Origin of the sequence: Knoellia sp. p5-6-4, assembly GCF_029222705.1 — a bacterium.
In the GTDB taxonomy this organism is placed as follows: Bacteria; Actinomycetota; Actinomycetes; order Actinomycetales; family Dermatophilaceae; genus Pedococcus_A.
On the sequence record NZ_JARGZF010000004.1, the window covers coordinates 1 to 19,691 of the forward strand.

The 19,691-nt window shown below is 67.0% G+C and carries 27 protein-coding genes; 10 read left to right on the forward strand and 17 right to left on the reverse strand.

Annotation, left to right across the window (positions count from 1 at the left end; all coding sequences use genetic code 11):
* Nucleotides 1–374: 374 nt before the first annotated feature.
* The 4 genes from P2F65_RS17890 to P2F65_RS17905 all read right to left on the reverse strand — a co-directional run bounded on the left by P2F65_RS17890 (nt 375) and on the right by P2F65_RS17905 (nt 2,716).
* Complete coding sequence (locus P2F65_RS17890) at nt 375–749, reverse strand: hypothetical protein (RefSeq protein WP_275811068.1); 375 nt, start codon at nt 747–749, stop codon at nt 375–377.
* Between the two features lie 371 nt (nt 750–1,120).
* Entirely contained in the window at nt 1,121–1,621 is a 501-nt protein-coding gene (locus P2F65_RS17895; protein ID WP_275811071.1) for a hypothetical protein, read from the reverse strand.
* Nucleotides 1,622–1,767: 146 nt separating this feature from the next.
* Complete coding sequence (locus P2F65_RS17900) at nt 1,768–2,196, reverse strand: hypothetical protein (RefSeq protein WP_275811074.1); 429 nt, start codon at nt 2,194–2,196, stop codon at nt 1,768–1,770.
* 118 nt (nt 2,197–2,314) lie between these two features.
* Complete coding sequence (locus tag P2F65_RS17905; protein WP_275811076.1) at nt 2,315–2,716, reverse strand: hypothetical protein; 402 nt, start codon at nt 2,714–2,716, stop codon at nt 2,315–2,317.
* A gap of 174 nt (nt 2,717–2,890) precedes the next feature.
* Between P2F65_RS17905 and P2F65_RS17910 the strand changes: the two genes are divergently transcribed.
* A complete protein-coding gene (locus P2F65_RS17910) occupies nt 2,891–3,523 on the forward strand; it encodes a hypothetical protein (RefSeq protein ID WP_275811078.1) in 633 nt (210 codons plus the stop codon).
* 47 nt (nt 3,524–3,570) lie between these two features.
* Here P2F65_RS17910 and P2F65_RS17915 read toward each other — a convergent pair whose 3' ends face one another.
* The 5 genes from P2F65_RS17915 to P2F65_RS17935 form a co-directional block, all read right to left on the reverse strand.
* On the reverse strand, nt 3,571–3,840 hold the full coding sequence (locus P2F65_RS17915; protein WP_275811080.1) for a hypothetical protein: 270 nt from the start codon (nt 3,838–3,840) through the stop codon (nt 3,571–3,573).
* 62 nt (nt 3,841–3,902) lie between these two features.
* Nucleotides 3,903–4,565 (reverse strand): tyrosine-type recombinase/integrase, encoded by a 663-nt coding sequence (locus P2F65_RS17920; RefSeq protein WP_275811083.1) that lies wholly within the window; start codon nt 4,563–4,565, stop codon nt 3,903–3,905.
* 45 nt (nt 4,566–4,610) lie between these two features.
* Nucleotides 4,611–4,826, reverse strand: coding sequence for a hypothetical protein (locus P2F65_RS17925; protein WP_275811086.1), 216 nt, complete (start codon nt 4,824–4,826; stop codon nt 4,611–4,613).
* A gap of 531 nt (nt 4,827–5,357) precedes the next feature.
* Entirely contained in the window at nt 5,358–5,564 is a 207-nt protein-coding gene (locus tag P2F65_RS17930) for a hypothetical protein (protein ID WP_275811088.1), read from the reverse strand.
* A gap of 60 nt (nt 5,565–5,624) precedes the next feature.
* Nucleotides 5,625–6,014: a DUF1990 domain-containing protein gene (locus P2F65_RS17935; protein ID WP_345803719.1), complete on the reverse strand. Its 390-nt coding sequence runs from the start codon at nt 6,012–6,014 to the stop codon at nt 5,625–5,627.
* On the opposite strand from P2F65_RS17935, the gene P2F65_RS17940 reads away from it, so the two are divergent.
* Entirely contained in the window at nt 5,978–6,532 is a 555-nt protein-coding gene (locus tag P2F65_RS17940; protein WP_275811094.1) for a hypothetical protein, read from the forward strand. The two genes, P2F65_RS17935 and P2F65_RS17940, sit on opposite strands and share 37 nt — an antisense overlap.
* Nucleotides 6,533–6,655: 123 nt before the next feature.
* Here the strand turns inward: P2F65_RS17940 and P2F65_RS17945 are convergent, their stop codons facing one another.
* The 3 genes from P2F65_RS17945 to P2F65_RS17955 form a co-directional block, all read right to left on the reverse strand.
* Nucleotides 6,656–6,925, reverse strand: coding sequence for a hypothetical protein (locus tag P2F65_RS17945; protein ID WP_275811097.1), 270 nt, complete (start codon nt 6,923–6,925; stop codon nt 6,656–6,658).
* A gap of 76 nt (nt 6,926–7,001) precedes the next feature.
* On the reverse strand, nt 7,002–7,469 hold the full coding sequence (locus P2F65_RS17950) for an MOSC domain-containing protein (RefSeq protein ID WP_275811099.1): 468 nt from the start codon (nt 7,467–7,469) through the stop codon (nt 7,002–7,004).
* Between the two features lie 108 nt (nt 7,470–7,577).
* Entirely contained in the window at nt 7,578–7,685 is a 108-nt protein-coding gene (locus P2F65_RS17955; RefSeq protein ID WP_275811102.1) for an MOSC N-terminal beta barrel domain-containing protein, read from the reverse strand.
* Between the two features lie 660 nt (nt 7,686–8,345).
* On the opposite strand from P2F65_RS17955, the gene P2F65_RS17960 reads away from it, so the two are divergent.
* The 3 genes from P2F65_RS17960 (at nt 8,346) to P2F65_RS17970 (ending at nt 10,430) form a co-directional block, all read left to right on the forward strand.
* Entirely contained in the window at nt 8,346–8,798 is a 453-nt protein-coding gene (locus tag P2F65_RS17960; RefSeq protein ID WP_275811105.1) for a hypothetical protein, read from the forward strand.
* Nucleotides 8,799–8,959: 161 nt separating this feature from the next.
* Nucleotides 8,960–9,715, forward strand: coding sequence for a class I SAM-dependent methyltransferase (locus P2F65_RS17965; RefSeq protein ID WP_275811108.1), 756 nt, complete (start codon nt 8,960–8,962; stop codon nt 9,713–9,715).
* Nucleotides 9,716–9,950: 235 nt separating this feature from the next.
* Nucleotides 9,951–10,430: an SRPBCC family protein gene (locus P2F65_RS17970; RefSeq protein ID WP_275811112.1), complete on the forward strand. Its 480-nt coding sequence runs from the start codon at nt 9,951–9,953 to the stop codon at nt 10,428–10,430.
* A gap of 418 nt (nt 10,431–10,848) precedes the next feature.
* On the opposite strand, the gene P2F65_RS17975 is transcribed toward P2F65_RS17970, so the two are convergent.
* The 4 genes from P2F65_RS17975 to P2F65_RS17990 all read right to left on the reverse strand — a co-directional run bounded on the left by P2F65_RS17975 (nt 10,849) and on the right by P2F65_RS17990 (nt 13,651).
* Entirely contained in the window at nt 10,849–11,172 is a 324-nt protein-coding gene (locus tag P2F65_RS17975) for a hypothetical protein (protein ID WP_275811115.1), read from the reverse strand.
* Nucleotides 11,173–11,539: 367 nt separating this feature from the next.
* On the reverse strand, nt 11,540–12,271 hold the full coding sequence (locus P2F65_RS17980) for a class I SAM-dependent methyltransferase (protein ID WP_275811118.1): 732 nt from the start codon (nt 12,269–12,271) through the stop codon (nt 11,540–11,542).
* Between the two features lie 90 nt (nt 12,272–12,361).
* The gene (locus tag P2F65_RS17985) at nt 12,362–12,847 is read right to left on the reverse strand and encodes a DUF664 domain-containing protein (protein ID WP_275811121.1); all 486 of its coding nucleotides are present in this window, start codon (nt 12,845–12,847) and stop codon (nt 12,362–12,364) included.
* 75 nt (nt 12,848–12,922) lie between these two features.
* Entirely contained in the window at nt 12,923–13,651 is a 729-nt protein-coding gene (locus tag P2F65_RS17990) for a hypothetical protein (RefSeq protein WP_275811124.1), read from the reverse strand.
* A 202-nt stretch (nt 13,652–13,853) separates the two neighbouring features.
* On the opposite strand from P2F65_RS17990, the gene P2F65_RS17995 reads away from it, so the two are divergent.
* The 3 genes from P2F65_RS17995 to P2F65_RS18005 all read left to right on the forward strand — a co-directional run bounded on the left by P2F65_RS17995 (nt 13,854) and on the right by P2F65_RS18005 (nt 16,251).
* Nucleotides 13,854–14,306, forward strand: a complete 453-nt coding sequence (locus tag P2F65_RS17995) for a hypothetical protein (protein ID WP_275811127.1) — start codon at nt 13,854–13,856, stop codon at nt 14,304–14,306.
* 312 nt (nt 14,307–14,618) lie between these two features.
* Complete coding sequence (locus P2F65_RS18000; protein WP_275811130.1) at nt 14,619–15,296, forward strand: M23 family metallopeptidase; 678 nt, start codon at nt 14,619–14,621, stop codon at nt 15,294–15,296.
* Between the two features lie 91 nt (nt 15,297–15,387).
* Nucleotides 15,388–16,251, forward strand: a complete 864-nt coding sequence (locus P2F65_RS18005; RefSeq protein ID WP_275811133.1) for a hypothetical protein — start codon at nt 15,388–15,390, stop codon at nt 16,249–16,251.
* Nucleotides 16,252–16,414: 163 nt separating this feature from the next.
* Here the strand turns inward: P2F65_RS18005 and P2F65_RS18010 are convergent, their stop codons facing one another.
* Nucleotides 16,415–16,888, reverse strand: coding sequence for a hypothetical protein (locus P2F65_RS18010; protein ID WP_275811136.1), 474 nt, complete (start codon nt 16,886–16,888; stop codon nt 16,415–16,417).
* Between the two features lie 289 nt (nt 16,889–17,177).
* On the opposite strand from P2F65_RS18010, the gene glmU reads away from it, so the two are divergent.
* Both glmU and P2F65_RS18020 read left to right on the forward strand, forming a co-directional pair.
* On the forward strand, nt 17,178–18,650 hold the full coding sequence (glmU, locus tag P2F65_RS18015; protein WP_275811139.1) for a bifunctional UDP-N-acetylglucosamine diphosphorylase/glucosamine-1-phosphate N-acetyltransferase GlmU: 1,473 nt from the start codon (nt 17,178–17,180) through the stop codon (nt 18,648–18,650).
* Nucleotides 18,647–19,627 carry a ribose-phosphate diphosphokinase gene (locus tag P2F65_RS18020; RefSeq protein ID WP_275811142.1) on the forward strand — a complete coding sequence of 327 codons (981 nt, stop codon included), beginning with the start codon at nt 18,647–18,649 and terminating at the stop codon, nt 19,625–19,627. The genes glmU and P2F65_RS18020 overlap by 4 nt, the downstream gene beginning before the upstream one ends.
* Nucleotides 19,628–19,691 lie beyond the last annotated feature (64 nt).

Genomic DNA, 19,691 nt, shown 5'->3' on the forward strand with positions numbered 1-19,691 from the left:
TCTGACTCCAGCGCGACCGGCTCACAGCCCAACACCGGCTCTTCGGACAAGCCACTTCCCGGACCCGCCACCAGCAAGCCTAGAACCCTCGTCCCCGCGGTGTCTTGACCTAAAGGGGTGCCATGAGAGTGCGTTTCGCGCCAACGGATACGGCACAGGGCTACGTGCGACGGCCGCCGCTTGTCACGGGAATGAATCCTTGGCGTGTCCTACTTGCTCAGACCGACAGGGTCAGAAGGGGGGTTCGGCGGATCCCAGGGGTCGCGGTCCTCGGGCAACGCGGGCAAGGGTCTGACAGCTTCCTCGCTGCCGTCGTCCCACCCCTCTAGGTGAAGCTCGAAGGGGGTGACGGCGACGGAGGTCACGCCCGGAGCCTAGGACTCGGGACCCGAGTCGAAGAACATCGTGAGCCGCTGGATGCGTCCGTCGCCAGCGAACTCCACGAAGTCGGCTCCCGAGAGCGTCAGAACGCCGCTCTCATACTGGGCCCACCTTCCCCGCAGACGATCCCCGAGCAGCTCCGGCTCGGCGGTCTCACTGACCACCATGCCAGGTGAAGCCTCGTGCTGCTCTTGGATGTACGCACCGAGCGCGACGCGCCCGATGAGCCCGTCGGGAGTGTCTGGGTCAAAGAGCTCTCCGTCCTCGGCCCACGCTTGGGAGAGAAGTTCTGCTCGCGCAGCCGCGTCGAGTTTGCCATCCCATGCCTGGGAATAGAGGCTGAATGCGGTCTTCGGATCGATGCTCATCCATCACCCTCCTCGATCGCGCTCGACTCATGAACCCGAGCAGTCTTACGTGCAGCCTAAGTCCTTGAGCCGAGGACCCCGACGCAGACAGTCGGCCAAACGCAGCAGCGATGCGTTACTGGTCGCGGAACAACCCCGCCACGGGCTCATCCCGCCTCGTGTCCTCGGACCGTCGAGCTCCTTGGCAGCCGGACGTTCTCAAGATCCATGTCCCATAGCAGCAACTGCGCCGAAAAAGGCTGAAACATCCCAAGCCGGAAAAACTTCCCGACACCCAACCCAGAGTTTACGAGTTCCGATCTCAACCAGCGACACGACGCCCGCTCATCGACAGTTTGGCGCTTGCACCCTCTGCGGCAGATGCGAGTGTTCTAGGCGCCCCAGGGATCCGCGTATGCAAGGAGACGTTGTGCGATGTCCTGCAGGTCTCTATGGATTGAATCAGTAGTAGCGGCGATGTACTCGAGTTCATCAAGCATGTCATCGGTGACCACAAGGTCTTGAAGGATGGATGGGCCGTCATGACCGATCACACCGTGTGCCCACGCAGCCAATTGGCGGTCGGTCAGCTCCCCGGCTAGCCACCGCCGGAGTTGTGATTGAGAAGCTCTAATCGCGGTTTGGTCCTGGTCGAGCTGGCTCATGCCCAGCTCCTCGCGCGCTTCGAGAACCAGAGCGTCCATCTCGAACGGACTCGTCACGGGTGTGACCACCGCGCTGGCCAGAGCGACGACCGCCGGGCCCTCCACGCCACTCACGAGCAGATCCGTGGCGGCGTGCACCAGGGATTTGGAGTCCAGGGCTCGAAGGTCGTAGAGGGCTAGATCGTCGCCGAAGCGCCGTCTGGCAGCCTCATCAGCCCGCATGATCACTCCGAGATCGTAGGGGCCCGACCCACCACTACGCCGCTCCCTCGAAATTCGCTACGAGCTTGACTCCCCGGTGAAGCTGGCACCACGCTGCCCGCGACACGGTTGGGCGGGCGCACCCGCTCTCAAAGCGGCAGTTCCGGATGGGGTCAGCGGCGTCGGGTGCCGTCGTTGTACGGGTCCGGAGCACCCGCAGGGATGCGGTCAGCCAAGGGCACACCCACCGCCTCACGACGACGTGCAAGCATGCGGTCGAGCGTCTCTGCTTCTTCAGCATGGATTGGATTGGTGTTGCCGTCCATGCCAACCAGCCAGACTAAGCCTCGGCCGGATCCTGGACTGATCTGCTCTCCTGCCCGGTCGTCGACCAGGGCCACCGCGTATGTGAGCGAATCGCCGGCCTGCCGCTGTGCCCAGTCGATGACCTGGAGAACGTCAGCCCCGGTCACGTCGTAGGTGTCAGTCCATCCATGCGTGGACGTTTGGCCACTGCCGTGCAGATAGACCCTGAATCGGGGACGAGAGTTCTCCCACCCGGAATCGCGTTCATCGACCTGCACGATCTGAAGCTCGCCCATACCCGGCAGTCTTACAGGCGGCGACAGCAATCATCCGCTCATCGGCACTCCCGGACTGCGGCATGACCGGACGTTCGGGTGCCACCCCCGAAAGCCCCGCTCTCTGCTCGGCTGATGCCTACCTCGACGGTTGCACGACGCCCTGGCTGCTACCCGCCTTGGGGGACACGATCAGGAACTCCGCCACGACGTCGTCCAACTGGCAGCGGAACACAGAGCCGTCACCGTCCGCATCTCCAGGCGTGCAACCGGAGTGATCGGTGAATTCGGTGAGGGCACTGTCGACGGACCGGATGCGGAACGTGACGTACTGCTGGCCACCGCTGTCGCAGTCATCGAGGACTTCCGGCTGACTCACGCTGTGGAAGTCCGTGCTGAGGATTGTGGCAAGCCGCTCTGCGTCGCGGGACCCCTTGGTGCTGCAGCTGTACGGCTGCGCCGAGCAGGCACCCGTAAGCCCTGCCGCCGCCAATATTGCTACGGCGGCCAACGCGGCAGCTCGCATGGCACCGAAACGCATGCGCGCACCGTACATGGGGGTCAGCCGTCAGCCGGTGATCCTCCTTCGACACCCGCACGAGGCATTTCGAGCGGTCCGCGTCGTGCCCTCGCCTGCGTGTCCGCTCACGGGCACGCCCGCACGGACGGCGGCAGATCCGGTCGTTCGGTAGGCGCATGCGAAAGACTCTGAGGCGTGTCTGCGCTGGAGGAGTACCTCATCGAGGGGGATGACCTACCCCCAGAACAGCGGGATCAGATGGGGCAGGCGGTGCTGCGTGCGATGCAAGCGGACGCCATCCGGTTCCCGACAGACATCCCCCAGCTGAAGCCGACCGACCCCCCGACTGTTCACGCTGCCCCCGACGTGCTGCGGTCGGCAGCGGGCAAGACGTCCGGGGAGGACCTGAAGTACGCCACCACGGGCTGGCTGGACGCGAACGACGCAGAGCTGTGGGACGCCTACGTCACGTTCATGCCCTGGTCGATCGCCGGCGATGTGTGGGACCAAGAAGCACGTCAGATCGTGTCGGTGGATGACGGGGTCGTCAGCGTGGTCGCTATCGCTCACAACCGCGTGCCGGAGATCGGCCGCATCGTGGGAACGGAACGACTGACACCCTTGCTAGAGGTGCAGGCGGAACGACGAGCCGAGCGTCGCCGGTGGATGATCCGGCACCCCGACAGCTTGATCGGGGCCATTGCGGTGGTCCTCGGACTGCTGCTCATTCCGCTCCCGGGACCAGGCTGGCCCGTACTGGCAGCCGGTGCCTTGGTGCTGGTCGCCGGTGCGGCGGTACGAGGCATCCTGCGCGGACACCAGACGTAGGAGCGGGATGTTCGGTCGGCCCGATCTGAATGCGGCAGTAGCGTGCGTCAGCCTCGGACGGAGTCAGCCCCCAGGCGCAGGTCCCTGTAGTCGTCGATGGCCAGACATGCCGCTCGAACGAACTCAGTCACGCTTCCGTTTACCACAACGAAGAGGTCGTCAAGGACGCCGTCGGGTGGGGAGACCTCGCTGTGGCAGTCGTGCCACGCGAACTCGGTGAGTGCGAGCACGTCGAGAACCGCGTCAGCGTCAGGACCGAACTCGGCTTGAGCCCTGGGTCTCCGTGCTTCACGCCTGTCTGCCCTGCTGATAGCCATGGACGGCACTCTGTCACCACCCCGTCGGCAACAACCGCACATCGGCACGACCGGGTCACCAGTCAGGTCCCAGAGGCCATGTAGGCGGCAAGAATGTAGTTCGGGTGTCGGTCCAGGTTCTTGCGGGCTCGGTCGTAGCGCATGGTGGTGCGCGGGTCGGCATGGCGGGCGGCGATCTGGACGTCGCGTAGGTCGACACCAGCGTCGAGCATCGTGGTGACGAAGGTGTGCCGGAGCATGTGGGGATGCATGCGCGGCAGTTTGACGCCGGCTTGCTCGGCGAGTCTCCTCAAGCGTCGGGTGGCGCAGTGACGGTCCATGCGGGTGCCGCGAGAGGTCAGCAGGATGGGGCCGGTGGTCCGGTCGTCGACGGCGCGCTCGATGGCACGACCCACCGCGGGTGGCAGTGGGACGAGGACGACCTTGTCGCCCTTGCCGGTCACTCGCAGCACGCGGTGGCCGTGCTCCTCGCCGCGGTCCTCAATGTCGCTGTCGGTGGCTTCGAAGATGCGTAGGCCGAGCAGGCCGAGCATGGTCACGAGCGCGAAGTCGCAGCGGTTCGTCGAGTGCCTGGCGGCACTCAGGAGCGCCTCGAACTGGAGGTGGGTCAGTCCCAGCGTCGGGGACTCAGCGGGCACGTTCGGCCGCCGGACATATTCGGCCGGGGAGTGCTCGAGGACGCCGTCGATGACGCAGGTCCGGTAGAAGCCGGCGACCACGGACATGCGGCGCGACACCGTGGAGGCTCGGTACCGGCGCGCTTCTTGCAGTCAGCGGATGTAGAGCTCGATGTGTGGTCGGGTGGCGGCGAGCGGATCCAGGTCTCGGAACTGACACCAGTTCAGGTAGCTGCGCAGGTCAGACTCGGTGTGGAGCCGTGACTGACCCTTGAAGCGCGCTAGGTAGGCGGCCGCGGCCAGCCGCTCGACATGGGAGGTGGTGACGATGACAACGGAGGCGGCCGGGCCCGGTTGGGAGTTCTGCATCGCCTCAGTGCCCCGCCGCCGCAACCGCCAGTCAACTTGGTCTTGGCCTCACCATGTGCGGCGTGAGCAGACGTCTTGCGCTTCTCGCTCCGCACTACCAACGGATGAAGTCAGAGGTGGCGGCTCGGCCATCGAGCACCACCGGTAGTTCATGCAATCCCGGGCGACCTACCACTGGGAAGTTCGGACACGGGTGCATCTCCCCTGCGGAGACTGGTTCCGAGCAGATGTGCGGTTCGACGGACGCGTGCAAGAACACGTCGTCGGACTCCGAGCAGTGAGCGCGCGCTAGAACGTCAGCCCAAGCCGCTGCCCTGCTCGCGGATTCGGCGAGCACGATGAACACGGAGCACCACTCGTGATCTTCGTCGTCGGCCGGTAGTCGAGGATCCTCCAACCAGGCGACGTAGTCGAAGGCTTCTGTCACGCGCTGACCCTTGCGAACGCCTCGCCTGCCGGGGGGTGCGCCAACAGTTCCATCGGCACCGTCGCCCGGATCGCGGCATGTGCGGTCGTGGAAGGACGCCGAAGTCACTGGCGGTCGAGGCGGTGAACAATTTGTTCGCTGATGGTCGTCACCTTTGCTGCCGCATAGACGCACCCGCCTATGAGGGCAAGCAGGAGGGCCCTTTCCAGTAGCCCCGTACTGGATGTTCCGATGCCGATAACGAACGAGATGGCCATGAGGGCCAGCACGACGATGAGTAGCACCCGCGCAACTCGGACGACATTAACCACTCCACAACGGTACGCCGGGGAGCAGCGACTTGGGAACGCTCCTTCGCCCGCTCTTCGGCACTACCGGACTGCGGCAGTTCCGGACGTTTCCTGCAGCCGATCCAAGGCGCGCAGGTAGCGCTGGGTCATGAAGGTTTGAGTGGCTCGGGTGACGGGGCCGCCGAGTTTGGCCAGTGTTGACGCGGGCCGAGAGAACGCCGTGATGGTGAACAGAATGCGGCCATCGTTGAGGTGTTCAAGGAGGAAGCCTTCTTCGCCGGCCTCTGGGTGACCGGGGAGGGTGCCATAGGTGAAGCCCCGGCGCTGCGGTTCCTCGACGACCCGAGCACGCGACAAGGGATCCTCAGCGACAAGGCACCCAGTCCCCACCGCATCAGCACAACGGTCCCCCTGCGTAGCGGAATCTCCGAGGCTTGCACCTGAAGCCCTGCCTTGGAGTGGACCCGCCATTCGAAGAGATCGCCCGCGGCGGCGTCGAAGTCGCGACGAGCCAGCGTGGCGGAGTGATTCAGTTGGCCGAAACCGGAGGGTGCCTCGCCTGGTCCGCCCTGCGGCGTATACGACAGAGGCGACGCGCGCAGTCCGGACGCCTGCTGCTCGTCAAGAAGGCGCACCTGCATGGTCACATCATCACCGATCTGGTTCACTGCGTGCGGCATGTGCGGGTCGATTCTGGCCGTGTCCGTGCGACCATCGCTCCCGTGCCTCGACTGCTCAGCGATCGCGAACGCGACATCCTCGACCTGCTCTTGTCGGTCGACTTCCCAGGTGCCGTGGAACTGCGGCAGCAGGGGGCGTCCGTGTACGCCGAGCGCGAGGGCATGATCATCGATCTGGTCGTAAGCGCGGAGAGTCCACGCGCCACCGTAGTCAACCGGACGCCGGTGCAGGCGGTGGTCGATGGCGATGGCTACGACGGCGGCGTGCTCCTGTTCGTGGACGATGGTCGGTTATCCGCCCTGGAGTAGTGGTGGGTGACCGAGGAGCGGCCGGACGTCATGCCACCACTCACGGCGATCGGCGCGCCCATCACATCCAAGTGACCGCTCCTCGGCACGACCGGACGGCGGCATGTCCGTGCGTTAGCGGCTCTAGAAGAAGTCGAGCACGAATCGCCAGGCGGGTTTGAGAGAGGGACCGAGCGATGCGAGGACTCCTCTACCCGTTGCGCGCGATCGCTGCCAGGCGGAGGCCACGACCGTCGTCATGCCTTCCAGCGCGATCAGCAACGCGATGTAGACGAGTACGCCCGGGTAGTCGACCAAGAAGGAGGTAGCGAGTACGAGGCCGGCGGCAAGCAGAGCCAACCAGGCGACCAGCACAACAGGGCCAGTTCCTTGCCGGAGCTTCTCGAGACTCATTCAGGGGATCGTCCCATGCGGAGTGCGGCCAATCGCGGGGGAGGGACGGATGGCGGCATGTCCGGATAACCACGGCCTAGAGCCTGACCTCGTCCCCCAGCGCAATGCGTGCCGGTTCCACGACGCCGGCGTACTTCGCCGGAAACCTGTCGCGTTCCGCGGCCAGCGGCTTCAGCCATCGCCCGTCCGCCTTCGCGCCGTCCTGGTCCGAGTCGATCATTCGGCACCTTGGAGCACGTTCGACTACATCGAGCTCGGCTTCCCCAATCGCGATCCGTGGTCCCTGCCACTCCTCCTCGGCAAACGGTTCCGTGGTCCCGACCACGACATTCACTCGCAATCGTCTTGGGTCCGCATTCAGGCCCCACCGGGAGGCACACCAGTCCAGCGTGGCAGTGCCGATCAGGGACACTGCACCCATGTCCTGATGTGGAACTTCTCGCTCTGGCAACACCTTGACCGGCGTCTTCATGTGCGCGGTCAATGTGGCGTCCAGATGCGGGTCACTCACCTGCCATTGGCCCTCTGGGCCGGCGACGACCACAGCGCCGTCGAGAGTGCGAGCGGAGTAATCGAAGACCGCGTCATACCGCCGGAATCGCCTGGTGTTCTTGCCGGATGCGAAGTGACCCTCGCCATCTTGAACGGCGTATCACCGGTCACCCGTGATGCCACGCGCATCGAGCGCGACACTGTCGAGCGCCTCGCCGCCCATCGACTTCACCGGGTATCGACGAATGCCGATGACGAGATTCCGCATGGCCCGGAGGCTAACAATGACTTCGCCCTCAAATCGGCCGGACCGCGCGCAGCGCGGCATGTCCGGACGATCTGGGCTACAGGTGCAGCTCGGGGCCTACCTGGGGGCGGCGTGCCGCTTTCAGCTGCTTGACTGCTCCCACGCAGAAGAGCGCAACGCCAACCGGCGGTAGGAAGAACACCAGCAGGAACCAGGTCGCGGGTCGGTGCCCCGCGAACGGTGACTTGAAGCTTCCAGACCACATCCGGGCGACCAACGCGATGGCCAAGGCAGTCGGAATGACCACGACAACGCCCCACCAGTTCACGTTAATGTCTACGTCGCAGATCAGCGTCGCGCACTGGCCATCCACCTAGCGGTCCACCTCCGCGTCGTCCTGCCTCGGTTGCGCAAGTACACCACGCCGAAGATCGACAGAGCGGCATGTGCGTACGACTTGAGTGGACCCTGGGTCAAGCATCTCGTCGGGTAGCCTTCCCCCGTGGGGGAGGGGAGGAAGTGGCGACCCGCGTCGGGACCTAGCCCGATGGAGCTCGCCCAAGCAGCGCGGACGGACGGTCGCGGCCGCATGTGTCTCCGAAACGACTCCAACCGGTTCTGGGGATATGTCAGTGCCTGGGACTGCTCGGCTTGGCGGCGGTTGCCAACAACAAGTGGGGGATGACGGGCATCGATGCCCTGACGCCGCGGGAAGCCCTCGGGGTTGCGGCAGCACTGTTCGCAACTTCGGTGCTGGCCCTGGTTGTGCTCGGCCGCGCTCACGTCACGGTTCGGTACGGGACATTGAGCGTTCGCAACCCGTTGCGAAAGTACGAACTAGCCCTGGCCGCAGTGCGATCGCTGGAGCGCGGCTTCTTGGGCTTCCCGTCGTTGCAGGTGCGGAATGGCCGGGCGATCCGGGTGATGGGATTGGGCGAGAGCACCAAGGACGCGATGGAGGGCGGCGCGGAGCACGTGCTGATTCTCAGGGCCGTGATTTGTGAAAGCCACGACGACAGTCGCACGGATTGCGACCCGCAGGTGAGGAAGACGTGGGCTGTTATGGACGGCAGCCTGGCGCTCCTCCTGATGGGCTGGCTTGCCTACGCACTGCCTACCTTCTTCTTTTCCTGAGCCACTGGGGAGCGGGCGGGGACTGCCTTCGCCGATATCGGCACGAGCGGATCGCGGCCTGAGCGGGCGGTTACTCCACGGGAAACCTGTGGTGACCGACCTGCCCCACTGATGTACTGGTGCGCTACCTGGGGTCTGCCGAGTTGACGGAGGTAGTCGTCGTGACGGGCTATGACGTGCTTGCCGAGGTGTATGAGTGGCTTATCTCGGACGCGAAGTTGACGCCCGCCGAGTTCGCCGCGGCGTTCGCTGACGTCACCTGTCTCCTTCCGTCGGAGGCTCAAGTGCTCGATTGCTCATGCGGTACCGGGCAACTGGCGGTTGGCCTCGCCGGTCTCGGCATGCAGGTTGTTGCGACCGACGCCAGTGCAGCGATGGTTCGTCGGACTGAGATCTTGGCTGAGGAAGCCGGTGCATCGTTCTTGACGGTGCGAGCCGACTGGGAGGAGTTGACCGACCATTTCGGGGACGCCACTTTCGACATGGTGTTCTGCGTTGGCAACTCGCTGCACCACGCCGAGGGGGCGAGAGGCAGGGTTGCTGCGCTGGAGTCGATGTCACGACTTCTGCGCCGTGGAGGGCGGTTGGTACTCACCTCCCGCAATTGGGAACTCGTGAGGGCCAGAGGCTCCCGGCTGGACATCAGTGACCGAATGGTCCGCCGGAATGGCCGCGATGGCCTCGTCATCTATCGCTGGGAGATCGCGCCGCAGTGGGAGCAGGAGCACCGCATTGAGATCGCTGTCGTGCAAGTCGAGGGGGATGGGTCGGTCTTGGTCCGCTCGGAACCGTTGTCGTGCTGGCCGTATCAATACGGCGAACTCGAATCCGAGTTGCACAGCGTGGGACTACGAGTCGAGAAGAGCACGTTCGACCCGGAGGCTGAGGGGTACGTGGTGGTGACGACGAAGGAGTAGGCACCGGATGCGTTCCTGACGCGGGGGGCGGTGTCACCACCACCGTTGCGCGCGCGCTTCGGCACGACCGCTCGGATCGCGGCAGGTGAGTGCGTCCGTCGGGGCTACGGCGGGTTCATGCCGCTAGGTCGAGGACCTCGACCCGCGGAGTACCCAGTCCATGCGCGAGAGCTCTCCTCAGCCTGGATGCTGCTGGAGCCTTGTTGCGCAACCGCCGCGCGAGGATGCTGGTCGCATGAAGCCCATCGAGTTCGAGCTCGAGCGCACGATCCGGGCACCGATCGACCAGGTATTTGCGCGGCTCGCCGACATCGAGGGGCACAACGACTGGATGGCCAACACGGGAAGCATGCTCAAGCACACCCAGCAGACGTCTCCCGGAGAACCCGCCGTTGGTACGACGTTCGTCGACGAGACGACTCAGGGCTCAATGCCCGGAGAGATCGCCGCGATGGAGGCCCCGCACACGATCGTCTACCACTGGTGGGAGAGGTCGAAGTCGGGCGAGCTCAAGTTCGAGGGTTGGCCGAGCTACCACCTGCAGCCCTCCGGTGACGGCGAGACGCTGGTGCGCCATCGCGGCAAGTTGGTGTCGTACGGCGTGTGGCGCCTGGGTACACCGATCTGGCGACGTTTCGCCGTCAAGGAGCGCACCATCACCGTCGACGCGCTCAAGGCGTCCTTCGAGCAGACGCCGAGTCCTGCCGCTGAGTGAGCGTCTCGGTCCGGTCAGATCGGGGTCGAACCATCGTGCGTGCCAGATTTCGGCCTCCCCCCGAGATCCGCCGTGGGCTGCCTCGACTGGAAGCCGGCGCGTGGTCTGATCATGGGCTGCCCACCCACACCCCAGACCTCCAACTGTGGCCAGGTGGCCACCTGCTTGGTCGTCAACCCGCCACGGGAGCGGCCGATCGCGTGGTCAGCGGGTTCATCTGCGAACTTCTTGTTGTTCGACCGTGCCCCCTGTGTCCCTGGGCAGGGTCGCGCCCTGGTGGGCCATCGCCTGGACCTGCTCGAGAACGCCCGCCCAGACCCCGGCCTTCGACCAGCGGTCGAAGCTCTTGGAGATCGTGTTCCGGTTCCCGAACGGTTCGGGCAGTCGTTGCCCGCGCGCACCACGAAGCGTCTACTGGTCAGACGGGATCGGTGAACGAGATCGGCTTGCCGGTGGCTTGGGCGTATGCGATCTCCCTGCTCGTGGACTCGCCGATATACCCGCCTGGGTTGACGACCAGAACCCGGTCAGCCAGGTCGATCTTGCGCAGGTGGAGGGCGTCCAGCGCGGTCTTCTGCTCGTTGGTGATCAACTTGTCTGCTTCATGATCCTCGGCTCGTAGGAAGATGCCTGGCGCGACGACGATGACGCCTGCGAAGGTCAGATCACGGTTCGCCGCGCTCATCTCGTCGACGAACCGGGTAGAGCCGCAGATGCAGACAATCTCAGGTCGGTCGGCCACAGCTCAGTCCTTCGGGTCGAACGGGAAACCGTCAGTGTGCCCGTAGACACCACAGACGGGCATACGAGCCAACAGATTACGCAGCTAAGTGGACGCCACGCGGCTGCACGACCCCGGAGGAAGTGGCTCTCGTACTGGCCGGATGGCCGGGGTTCGTCGCTGTCGCGGTGCTCATCGTTCCACGATCAGACCCGATGTTCTGGGTCACCGCGACCTTCTTCGGCTTCGGTTGCTTGCTCAGTCTGGTGAGGCTTGTCATCCCGTGGGATCTCCTCCGCCTGATGCCCCATGGCTACGAGGAGCACGTGCTCTCTCGCAGCTCACATGTCGCTTGGAAGGACATCGACCACTTCATGCGCGGCTCGGGTCAGGCCGGCTTGCGCCAGACCGAGACGTGGCTCTCGCTGTCGCTTGTGAAGGGACTGCCCTTCCAGTCGGCGACCCGCCCCTCGAGCCCCATCCCGGCGAGCTGGGCCATGAGGTCGCACTCGGCCGGCCAGATGTAGCGGAAGTTGCTGGCGCCGTATGTCACGGTGCCGTCTTCGTGCCGTCGGTAGTGGTGGGATGTGCCCTGCTGGGTGGTCATGTCGTACGTGTCGAAGCCAACGTGGTGCTGCCCGACGTGGAACGGCACAGCGGCCTGACCCGGCGGGAAACGCCGAATGCCGGGAACCCACAGCTCGATGACGAATCTCCCGCCTGGCGAGAGGTGGCGGGCTGCGTTGCGAAAGCAGGCGACCTGTTCGGCTTGAGTGCGAAGGTTTCCGATGCTGTTCCAGACGAGGTACACCAGTGAGAACTGCCCCGGCATCGTGCTGGTCGCCATGTCGCCCACCACAACTGGGATGTCAGCGCGCTTCTTGTGAAGCTGATCGACCATCGGTTGTGAAAGCTCGATACCGCTCACCGAGATCCCGCGCTCGACCAGGGGAATGGCCACCCGTCCGGTACCGATCGCGAGTTCGAGCGCGGGGCCATCCTGGGCCAGCCCGGCCAGGAACCGCACGGCAGGCTCCAGGACATCCGGTGCGAACATGAAGGCCGAAGTCTCGTCGTACCGCTCGGCTGTCTCTGCGTCCCAGAGGTCGCTGCTGGTCATGGAGCCAGCCTCGCCCATGTGCTGCGCTGCAGCCAGCCATTTGTCAATGCGGTGGGTTGCCTCGCCGAATGGCGGCACCCGGCCGGGCCCCTACCCGACCACGAGGTGTTGGCGCCCGTCGATCCGTTCCCGAGCGATGTCGAGATGGCCGGCATGGGTGGCCGTCTCCACCAGAAGCCTGTACACGCAGCCGCGTGCGTCAGCGAACGGTGGGAAGGGAAAGACCTCTTCCGGCGGCCACCAGCGGGGGGACTCGTCGAGATCCACCTCGGCGAGTACAGCGTCGCTGTGCCGCCCCCAGCGGCGGTACTCCGCCACCGCCTCCGCGCCGGAGGTGACGGGAACCTTCCAACCGTCTTGGATCAGACCAATGCTTTCCTCGTCGCCGCCGAGAACCGCGCCGCCCCAGAAGATCTCGTCGTCGTACGTGAGGTGGTTGAGCAGTTGCGCGATTGACCAGCCGGAAGGGGCGGCCGCGCGGGTCAGGTCCACCTCACTCAGCCCCTCGACTGCGGCCAGCACGTGCCGTCGTTCGGAGTCGAGGTGGGCGAGGAGCTCGGCACGTTCGCGCGTCATGTCGGCACCCTAGGTCCCCGCCGCCGGCTCCACTCGCCGTCTGACCTGCACTGCTTCACCGCGAGGGGCAGCCAGTCACTGCGGCAGTCTCTGCGTGCCGGTGGCGTCGAGTTCGATGACGGTATGTGGGCCGCGCGCCTTGGCCTTCAATGCCTCGACGCTGCGCGACTCGCGCAAGAGCTTCTCGGCCTCCGACGGCGCGAGTGCGGGCAGCGACAACCCTCCCATGACGTCGATCGGGGCAATGAGGCCACCATCGAGCACCACTGAGTAGAGGGTGGCGTCGTAACCGAAGACGGGGGAGCGGTCAAGGAACAATGCGACAGGGCCAAGGTCCAGAAGGTCCTTCCTGATCGGGTCGAGGTCCGACTGTGCCGGGAAGGCCAGGCCAACCGTGACCTCCTGGCCCGACACGCGGCCAGAGATGATCTGGTCGACGGCGAACTTGGCGTGCATGGTTCGCCACAGGGCGTCGGGACCATCGAAGCCGATCTCGGTTCCGTCGGGCGCGTCATCGCCCTCGACGGTGAAGGCACGGCCTGGGGCGAGGCCGAGGAATCGGCCCGTGACAACAGCGACTGTGGCCGGGTGAGGGGGCCGGCCTCCGACGGTGTACTGCGTGTTGTCCAGCAGTTCGGAGAGGTTCTCGTAGGGGTGAACGCGGGCCGCCGCGGCCCGGTGGCTCTGCGCAGCGGGGACGAAGCCTTGGGCGCCGTCCGACCCGGTCGAGCAGGACGACGTCAAGGCCGCCGCGAGAAGGACCGCCACCGCACCGATTCCGCTGATCCGCCCTAGTGCAGTCATGCAGACACACCCCTGTCACTCGACGGGGGTGTGACGCCTTGGACATGTCGGCGGTTCCCCCCGTGGCACCCGCGAGCCACTGACTCGAGGTGGCCCCGATTCCGATCAGGAATCGAGAAGCGTCACGGTGTCGCGCGGGCCTAGCCTTCGACCAGGGGCAGGCAGGAAGCCGAGCCCGATCGTCGAGGAAGGAAGCCCGGGAATGCCCACGAAGGATGCCAAGACCGAGTCGGACGGCTTCAGCGCCGAGGAGCGTGCGGCGATGAAGGAGCGCGCCGCCGAGCTGCGCGCCGAGGGCAAGAGGGGCGCCAAGAAGGCCGACGGGCTGCAGGCGGTCCTGGACCGGATCGCGGAGATGGCGCCGGAGGATCGCGCGCTGGCCGAGCGCGTGCACGTGGTGGTCACCGCGACCGCCCCCGAGCTGTTGCCGAAGACCTGGTACGGGATGCCCGCCTACACCAACGCGGACGGCAAGGTCGTCGTCTTCTTCCAGGACGCCGGGAAGTTCAACTACCGGTACTCCACCCTGGGGTTCCAGGACGCCGCCAATCTCGACGACGGCGACATGTGGCCGGTGTCCTACGCACTCCTCCAGTGGAGCCCGGTGGTGGAGGAGAAGGTCGTCGAACTGGTGAAGGCCGCTGTCCGTCAGTAGGTCTCAGCAGGGCGACGTCCTCGCGTTCGGTCGCTGTGCCAGGTCGGGGACCGGGGGAGGGGACCCCCGGTTCAGTGCCGTGGTCTCGCAGGCCCTCTCCAACGCCGAGCAGGGCGTGACCAGACCGACCTCGCTGGGGCGGCAACGGACCGGGCAGCCCCTACACGGTTGACCGCCCGCTCCTCCTCAGCGAGGACGAGGTGCGCACGGTGCACATTTGCGTACGATCCGCAGGGCTGACGCCGGAGCCGCCACGAGCAGGTCGGCGCTCCCGGGAGTCGTTGCCAGGTCTGTGGAGACGAGGGGGTGGTGGTGGACCCAGGACCGGTCGTGCTCGACCTACCGTTCCGCGGCCTCTGGCTGGCACGCCGGAGCCCGGCTCGGCGGGTGCCCAGCCACGGGACCCACGCGTTCGGCGTCACCTACGCCATCGACTTCGTCGCGGTCGACCGTGACGGCCTGCCGGCCCCACGAACCTGGCGGTCCGCCTTCGCCGTCGAGCCACCGGAGGCGTTCCGCGGCTTCGGTGCACCGATCCTGGCGCCGGCCGGCGGGACGGTGGTGGCCGCCCATGACGGCGCGCCAGACCACTCGGCCCGCCGGTCCCAGCTGACGCTCGTGCCGTACATGCTGGGCCAGGCGCGGCGGGCGAGGGCGGGCGCGACCGAGATCGCCGGCAACCACGTAATGATCGCGCTGGCGGACCCCGGTCCATTCGTCCTCCTGGCGCACCTGCGCCGCGGGACGGTGCGAGTCGCCCCGGGTGACGTTGTCGCGATCGGTGACCAGGTCGGCGAGTGTGGGAACTCGGGGAACAGCACCCAGCCGCACGTGCACGTCCAGGTGACCGACTCGACCGACTGGCCGACCGCACGCGGCATACCGATGCTCTTCCGTCCGAGGCGGGCCGGTGACGGCGCGCCCGTCCCCCCATGGATGCCGGGGGAGGACGAGATCGTCGATGCCGGGGCGCCTCGGGCCGGCAGGTGAGGCGCAGGGCTGGCTAGCATGACGTCGTCGCGACCTCGGCAGATGGGCTGTTCGGGCTGCAACGTCGACCGCACCCGACGAGGAGACCCGCATGCACCCGACGTTGAGACGACTGGACGAACTGGCGGCCGGCCTCGCGGCTGACCCCGCGGTGCTGGCCGTCCTCGGGCTGGGGTCCGCCGGCGCGGAACACGGCCGCTTCGACAGCCACTCCGACATCGACTTCTGGCTCGTCGTGTCCGACGGCGCGTCCAAGCGGCGCTACCTCGAGCAGATCGAGTGGCTGAGCGGGTTCGGCGGTCGGCTCGCCTACAGCTTCGCCAACGACCCGAACGGCCGGAAGGCACTCCTCGACGACGGCCTCTTCCTCGAGTACGCGGTCTTCACCCCACCGGAAGTGCGCCGTCTGCCGTTCAGCGGGGCGCGTGTGGTGTGGCAGCGTCCCGGTGCACCGTTCGACCCGGACGACCACCCCGGCCCGCCTGCGCCGACAGCCTTGGACAGCGTCGAGTTCCACGTCAACGAGGCGCTGACCAACCTGTTCGTTGGGCTCCACCGCGAGCTGCGCGGCGAGCGTCTCACCGCCTTCCGCTTCATCCAGGTCTACGCGGTCGACCGTGTGCTGGCCCTGCTGCGCCTGGACCCGGGTCGTCCGTGGGTTCAGCGGGACCCGTTCGAGTCCACCCGGCGCGTCGAGACCTCCTTCGATGACGTGCCCTTGGGCCGCATGGTCCCCGGCTACGCACGGAACACGGCGGCTGCCGGCGCGACGCTGGAGTGGCTCACGAACCACTTCGAGACTGACCCCGTCATGGTCGGCGCCGTACGGGAGCTCCTGGGCGCACCGAGTGACGGTCCGTCCCCAGACAGACCTACCCGGCGGCCACATGAAGGGCAGCGGCCCTCACACGAAGAGATCGGCATCGGGGACAGCGGCACGTGGTCAGGTCCATGAGCCCGCTAGGTGCTTCCCGCAGCCGTCCCTCCATCGACGGTCTCGTACCAGGTGTGCGCGTCGGCGTCGCGGAGTGAGGACAGCGAGGGGATGACCGCCGCGAACAGCGGGGCCCGCACCGTGGGTGCGGACCCCGCCGAGGTGTGCCGAGCGGAGCCGGGCGTCAGACCGTGGTGGACATGGTGGACGTGGTCGTGTTGCCGGAAGGGCTGGTCGAGGGCGTCTGCTGCTCACCCGGGCCGTGCTGGCCGTGCATGCGACCCGGGCCGCCGGTGCGGGTCTCGATGGTCTTGAGGTCCTTGCTGACCTCGAGCATGACCGGGGTGCCGTCCTTGGTGCCGAGGACGTCGTAGGAGCCGTCGGGGTCCTTCCGCGCGCTCTGGACCGTGACGGCTGAGTCCTTGGCCTTGACCGCGGCGGTGACCTTGGCGAGCTCGTCGCCGGTGACGGCGGTGTGGGCATGGCCGCCCCGGCCTGTGCCCTCGGCCGACGCCTCGGCCGACGCCTCGGCCGAGTACCAGGTCTGGGCGACTTGGCTCGTGGTGGAGGCGTTGGACACCGCCGTCACGCCTCCCACCAGCACCCCGGCGGCCGCCACAGCGGCGGCCGTGATCGCGAGATCTTTTCTGACAGACATGTGTGTGCACCTTTCTCGTGACATCCCTCGGGCATCTGCCCGGTGTTGTGTCCACGGTTGTGCGGCTGCCTGTCGGGACCCGTGCCCCCGGATGTGAAGAGCCTGTGAGGGAGGGTGTGCTCGACAGGCTCGGCCGGACCCCGGGCTGTGGGCGGCCTTTCGACCAGGTGCCGCGCTGAGCCGGGTGTCGTCGCAGGCCGGGCCCTCCCGTGACCGCTGGGTGACCGCCCTCTGGCCGGCCGGTAGCATGACGGCGTCCTGAGGCACCCGAGCACTGGAGCCCTCACGCGTGAACACCCCCAGCGGCACCGTCCGCCCCGCCGCCGTCATCGTCCTCGCTGCAGGTGAGGGCACCCGGATGAAGTCCGCAACCCCCAAGGTCCTCCACCGCATCGGAGGCCGCACGCTCGTGGGCCACGCGATCGCCGCGGCCCGGGCCACCAGCCCCGAGCACCTGGCCGTCGTCGTCCGGCACGAGCGCGACCTCGTCGCGGCTCACGTGGCCGAGGTCGACCCGAAGGCGATCATCGCCGACCAGGACGAGGTCAAGGGCACCGGCCGGGCGGCCGAGTGCGCCCTCGAGGTGCTCCCCGAGCACCTCGAGGGCACGGTCCTCGTCACCTACGGCGACGTCCCGCTCCTCGCCGGCGAGACGCTCCACCAGCTGGTCGAGCACCACGCGGCCAGCGGCAGCGCCGTCACGGTGATCACCGCCAACCTCGCGGACCCCACCGGTTACGGCCGCATCATCCGAGGCGCCGACGACGCGGTCGAGGGCATCGTCGAACACAAGGACGCCACCGCCGACCAGCTGGCCATCACCGAGATCAACTCGGGGATCTATGCCTTCGACGCCGAGGTGCTGCGGGACGCGCTGGCCGAGGTGACCACCGACAACGCACAGGGCGAGAAGTACCTCACCGACGTCCTGGCGATCGCCCGTGCCGCCGGGCGCCGCGTGAGCGCGCACCTCATCGACGACCTGTGGCAGACCGAGGGCGTCAACGACCGCGTGCAGCTCGCGCGCATGGGCAGGGAGCTCAACCGCCGCACCACCGAGAAGTGGATGCGTGAGGGCGTCACCATCGTCGACCCCGACACCACCTGGATCGACGCCGACGTGACCATCGGCCGTGACGCGACCCTCCTCCCGGGCACGCAGCTGGTCGGCGCCACGAGCATCGGCGCCGACGCCGTCGTCGGCCCCGAGGTCACCCTGGTCGACACCGAGGTCGGCGCCCGTGCCGAGGTGAGGCGAGCAGAGGCCCACGGCGCGGTCATCGGGGAGGGTGCAACGGTCGGCCCGTACTCCTACCTTCGTCCGGGAACGGTGCTCGGCGCCAAGGGCAAGATCGGCGGCTTCGTCGAGACCAAGAACGCACGCATCGGTGACGGCGCCAAGGTGCCCCACCTGACCTACTGCGGCGACGCCACCATCGGCGAGGGCGCCAACATCGGAGCCGGCACGATCGTGGCCAACTACGACGGTGTCGCCAAGCACCACACCACGGTGGGGGCCCACTCGTTCGTCGGCTCCGACTCCGTGCTCATCGCCCCCGTGAACATCGCCGACGGCGCCTACGTGGCTGCGGGGTCGGCGGTCACCAGCGACGTCGGGCCGGGCCAGATGGCGGTTGCCCGGGGCATGCAGCGCAACATCGCCGGTTGGGTGGCCCGTCGCCGCGCCGGCACCAAGACGGCGGCCGCCGCGGAGGCGGCCGCACGGCATACCCCTGACGCAGGAGAGGCGGACCAGCCGTGACCGGCATCGTCAAGACCACCGAGAAGAACCTCATGGTCTTCTCGGGTCGCGCGAACCCCGAGCTGGCCGAGGAGGTCGCCTCGCTGCTCGGCACCCAGCTCGTGCCGACCACGGCCTACGACTTCGCCAACGGCGAGATCTACGTGCGCTACCAGGAGTCCGTGCGCGGCTCGGACGCCTTCGTCATCCAGAGCCACGCCACGCCGATCAACCAGGCGATCATGGAGCAGCTGCTCATGATCGACGCGCTCAAGCGCGCCTCGGCCAAGCGGATCACCGTCGTGCTGCCGTTCTACGGCTACGCCCGCCAGGACAAGAAGCACCGCGGCCGCGAGCCGATCTCCGCGCGACTCGTCGCCGACCTGCTCAAGACCGCCGGCGCCGACCGCCTGATGGCCGTCGACCTGCACACCGCGCAGATCCAGGGCTTCTTCGACGGACCGGTCGACCACCTGATGGCGCTGCCGATCCTCACCGACTACGTCCGTGAAAAGTACGGCCACGAGGCGCTCGCGGTGGTCTCGCCCGACGCCGGGCGGATCAAGGTCGCCGAGCAGTGGTCGGAGCGGCTCGGGGGAGCGCCGCTGGCGTTCATCCACAAGACCCGTGACATCGACCGGCCCAACGAGATGGTGGCCAACCGCGTCGTCGGTGAGGTCGAGGGCCGCGTCTGCGTGCTCGTCGACGACATGATCGACACCGCCGGCACCATCACCAAGGCGGCCGACGCCCTGATGGCCGACGGCGCCGCCGGCGTGATCATCGCCGCGACGCACGCGATCCTCTCCGGTCCCGCAGTCGACCGCCTCAAGGCGTGCAGCGCCCTCGAGGTGATCGTCACCAACACCCTGCCCATCGGTGACGACCGCCAGTTCGACAAGCTGACGACCCTGTCGATCGCGCCCCTGATCAGCCGCGCGGTGCGCGAGGTCTTCGAGGACGGCTCCGTCACCAGCCTGTTCGACGGCCGCGCCTGAGCTCCTCGCCCCGGGCGTTTATCGGGTGACCCGATAAACAGCCAGTCACCCCCTGGTGGCACCT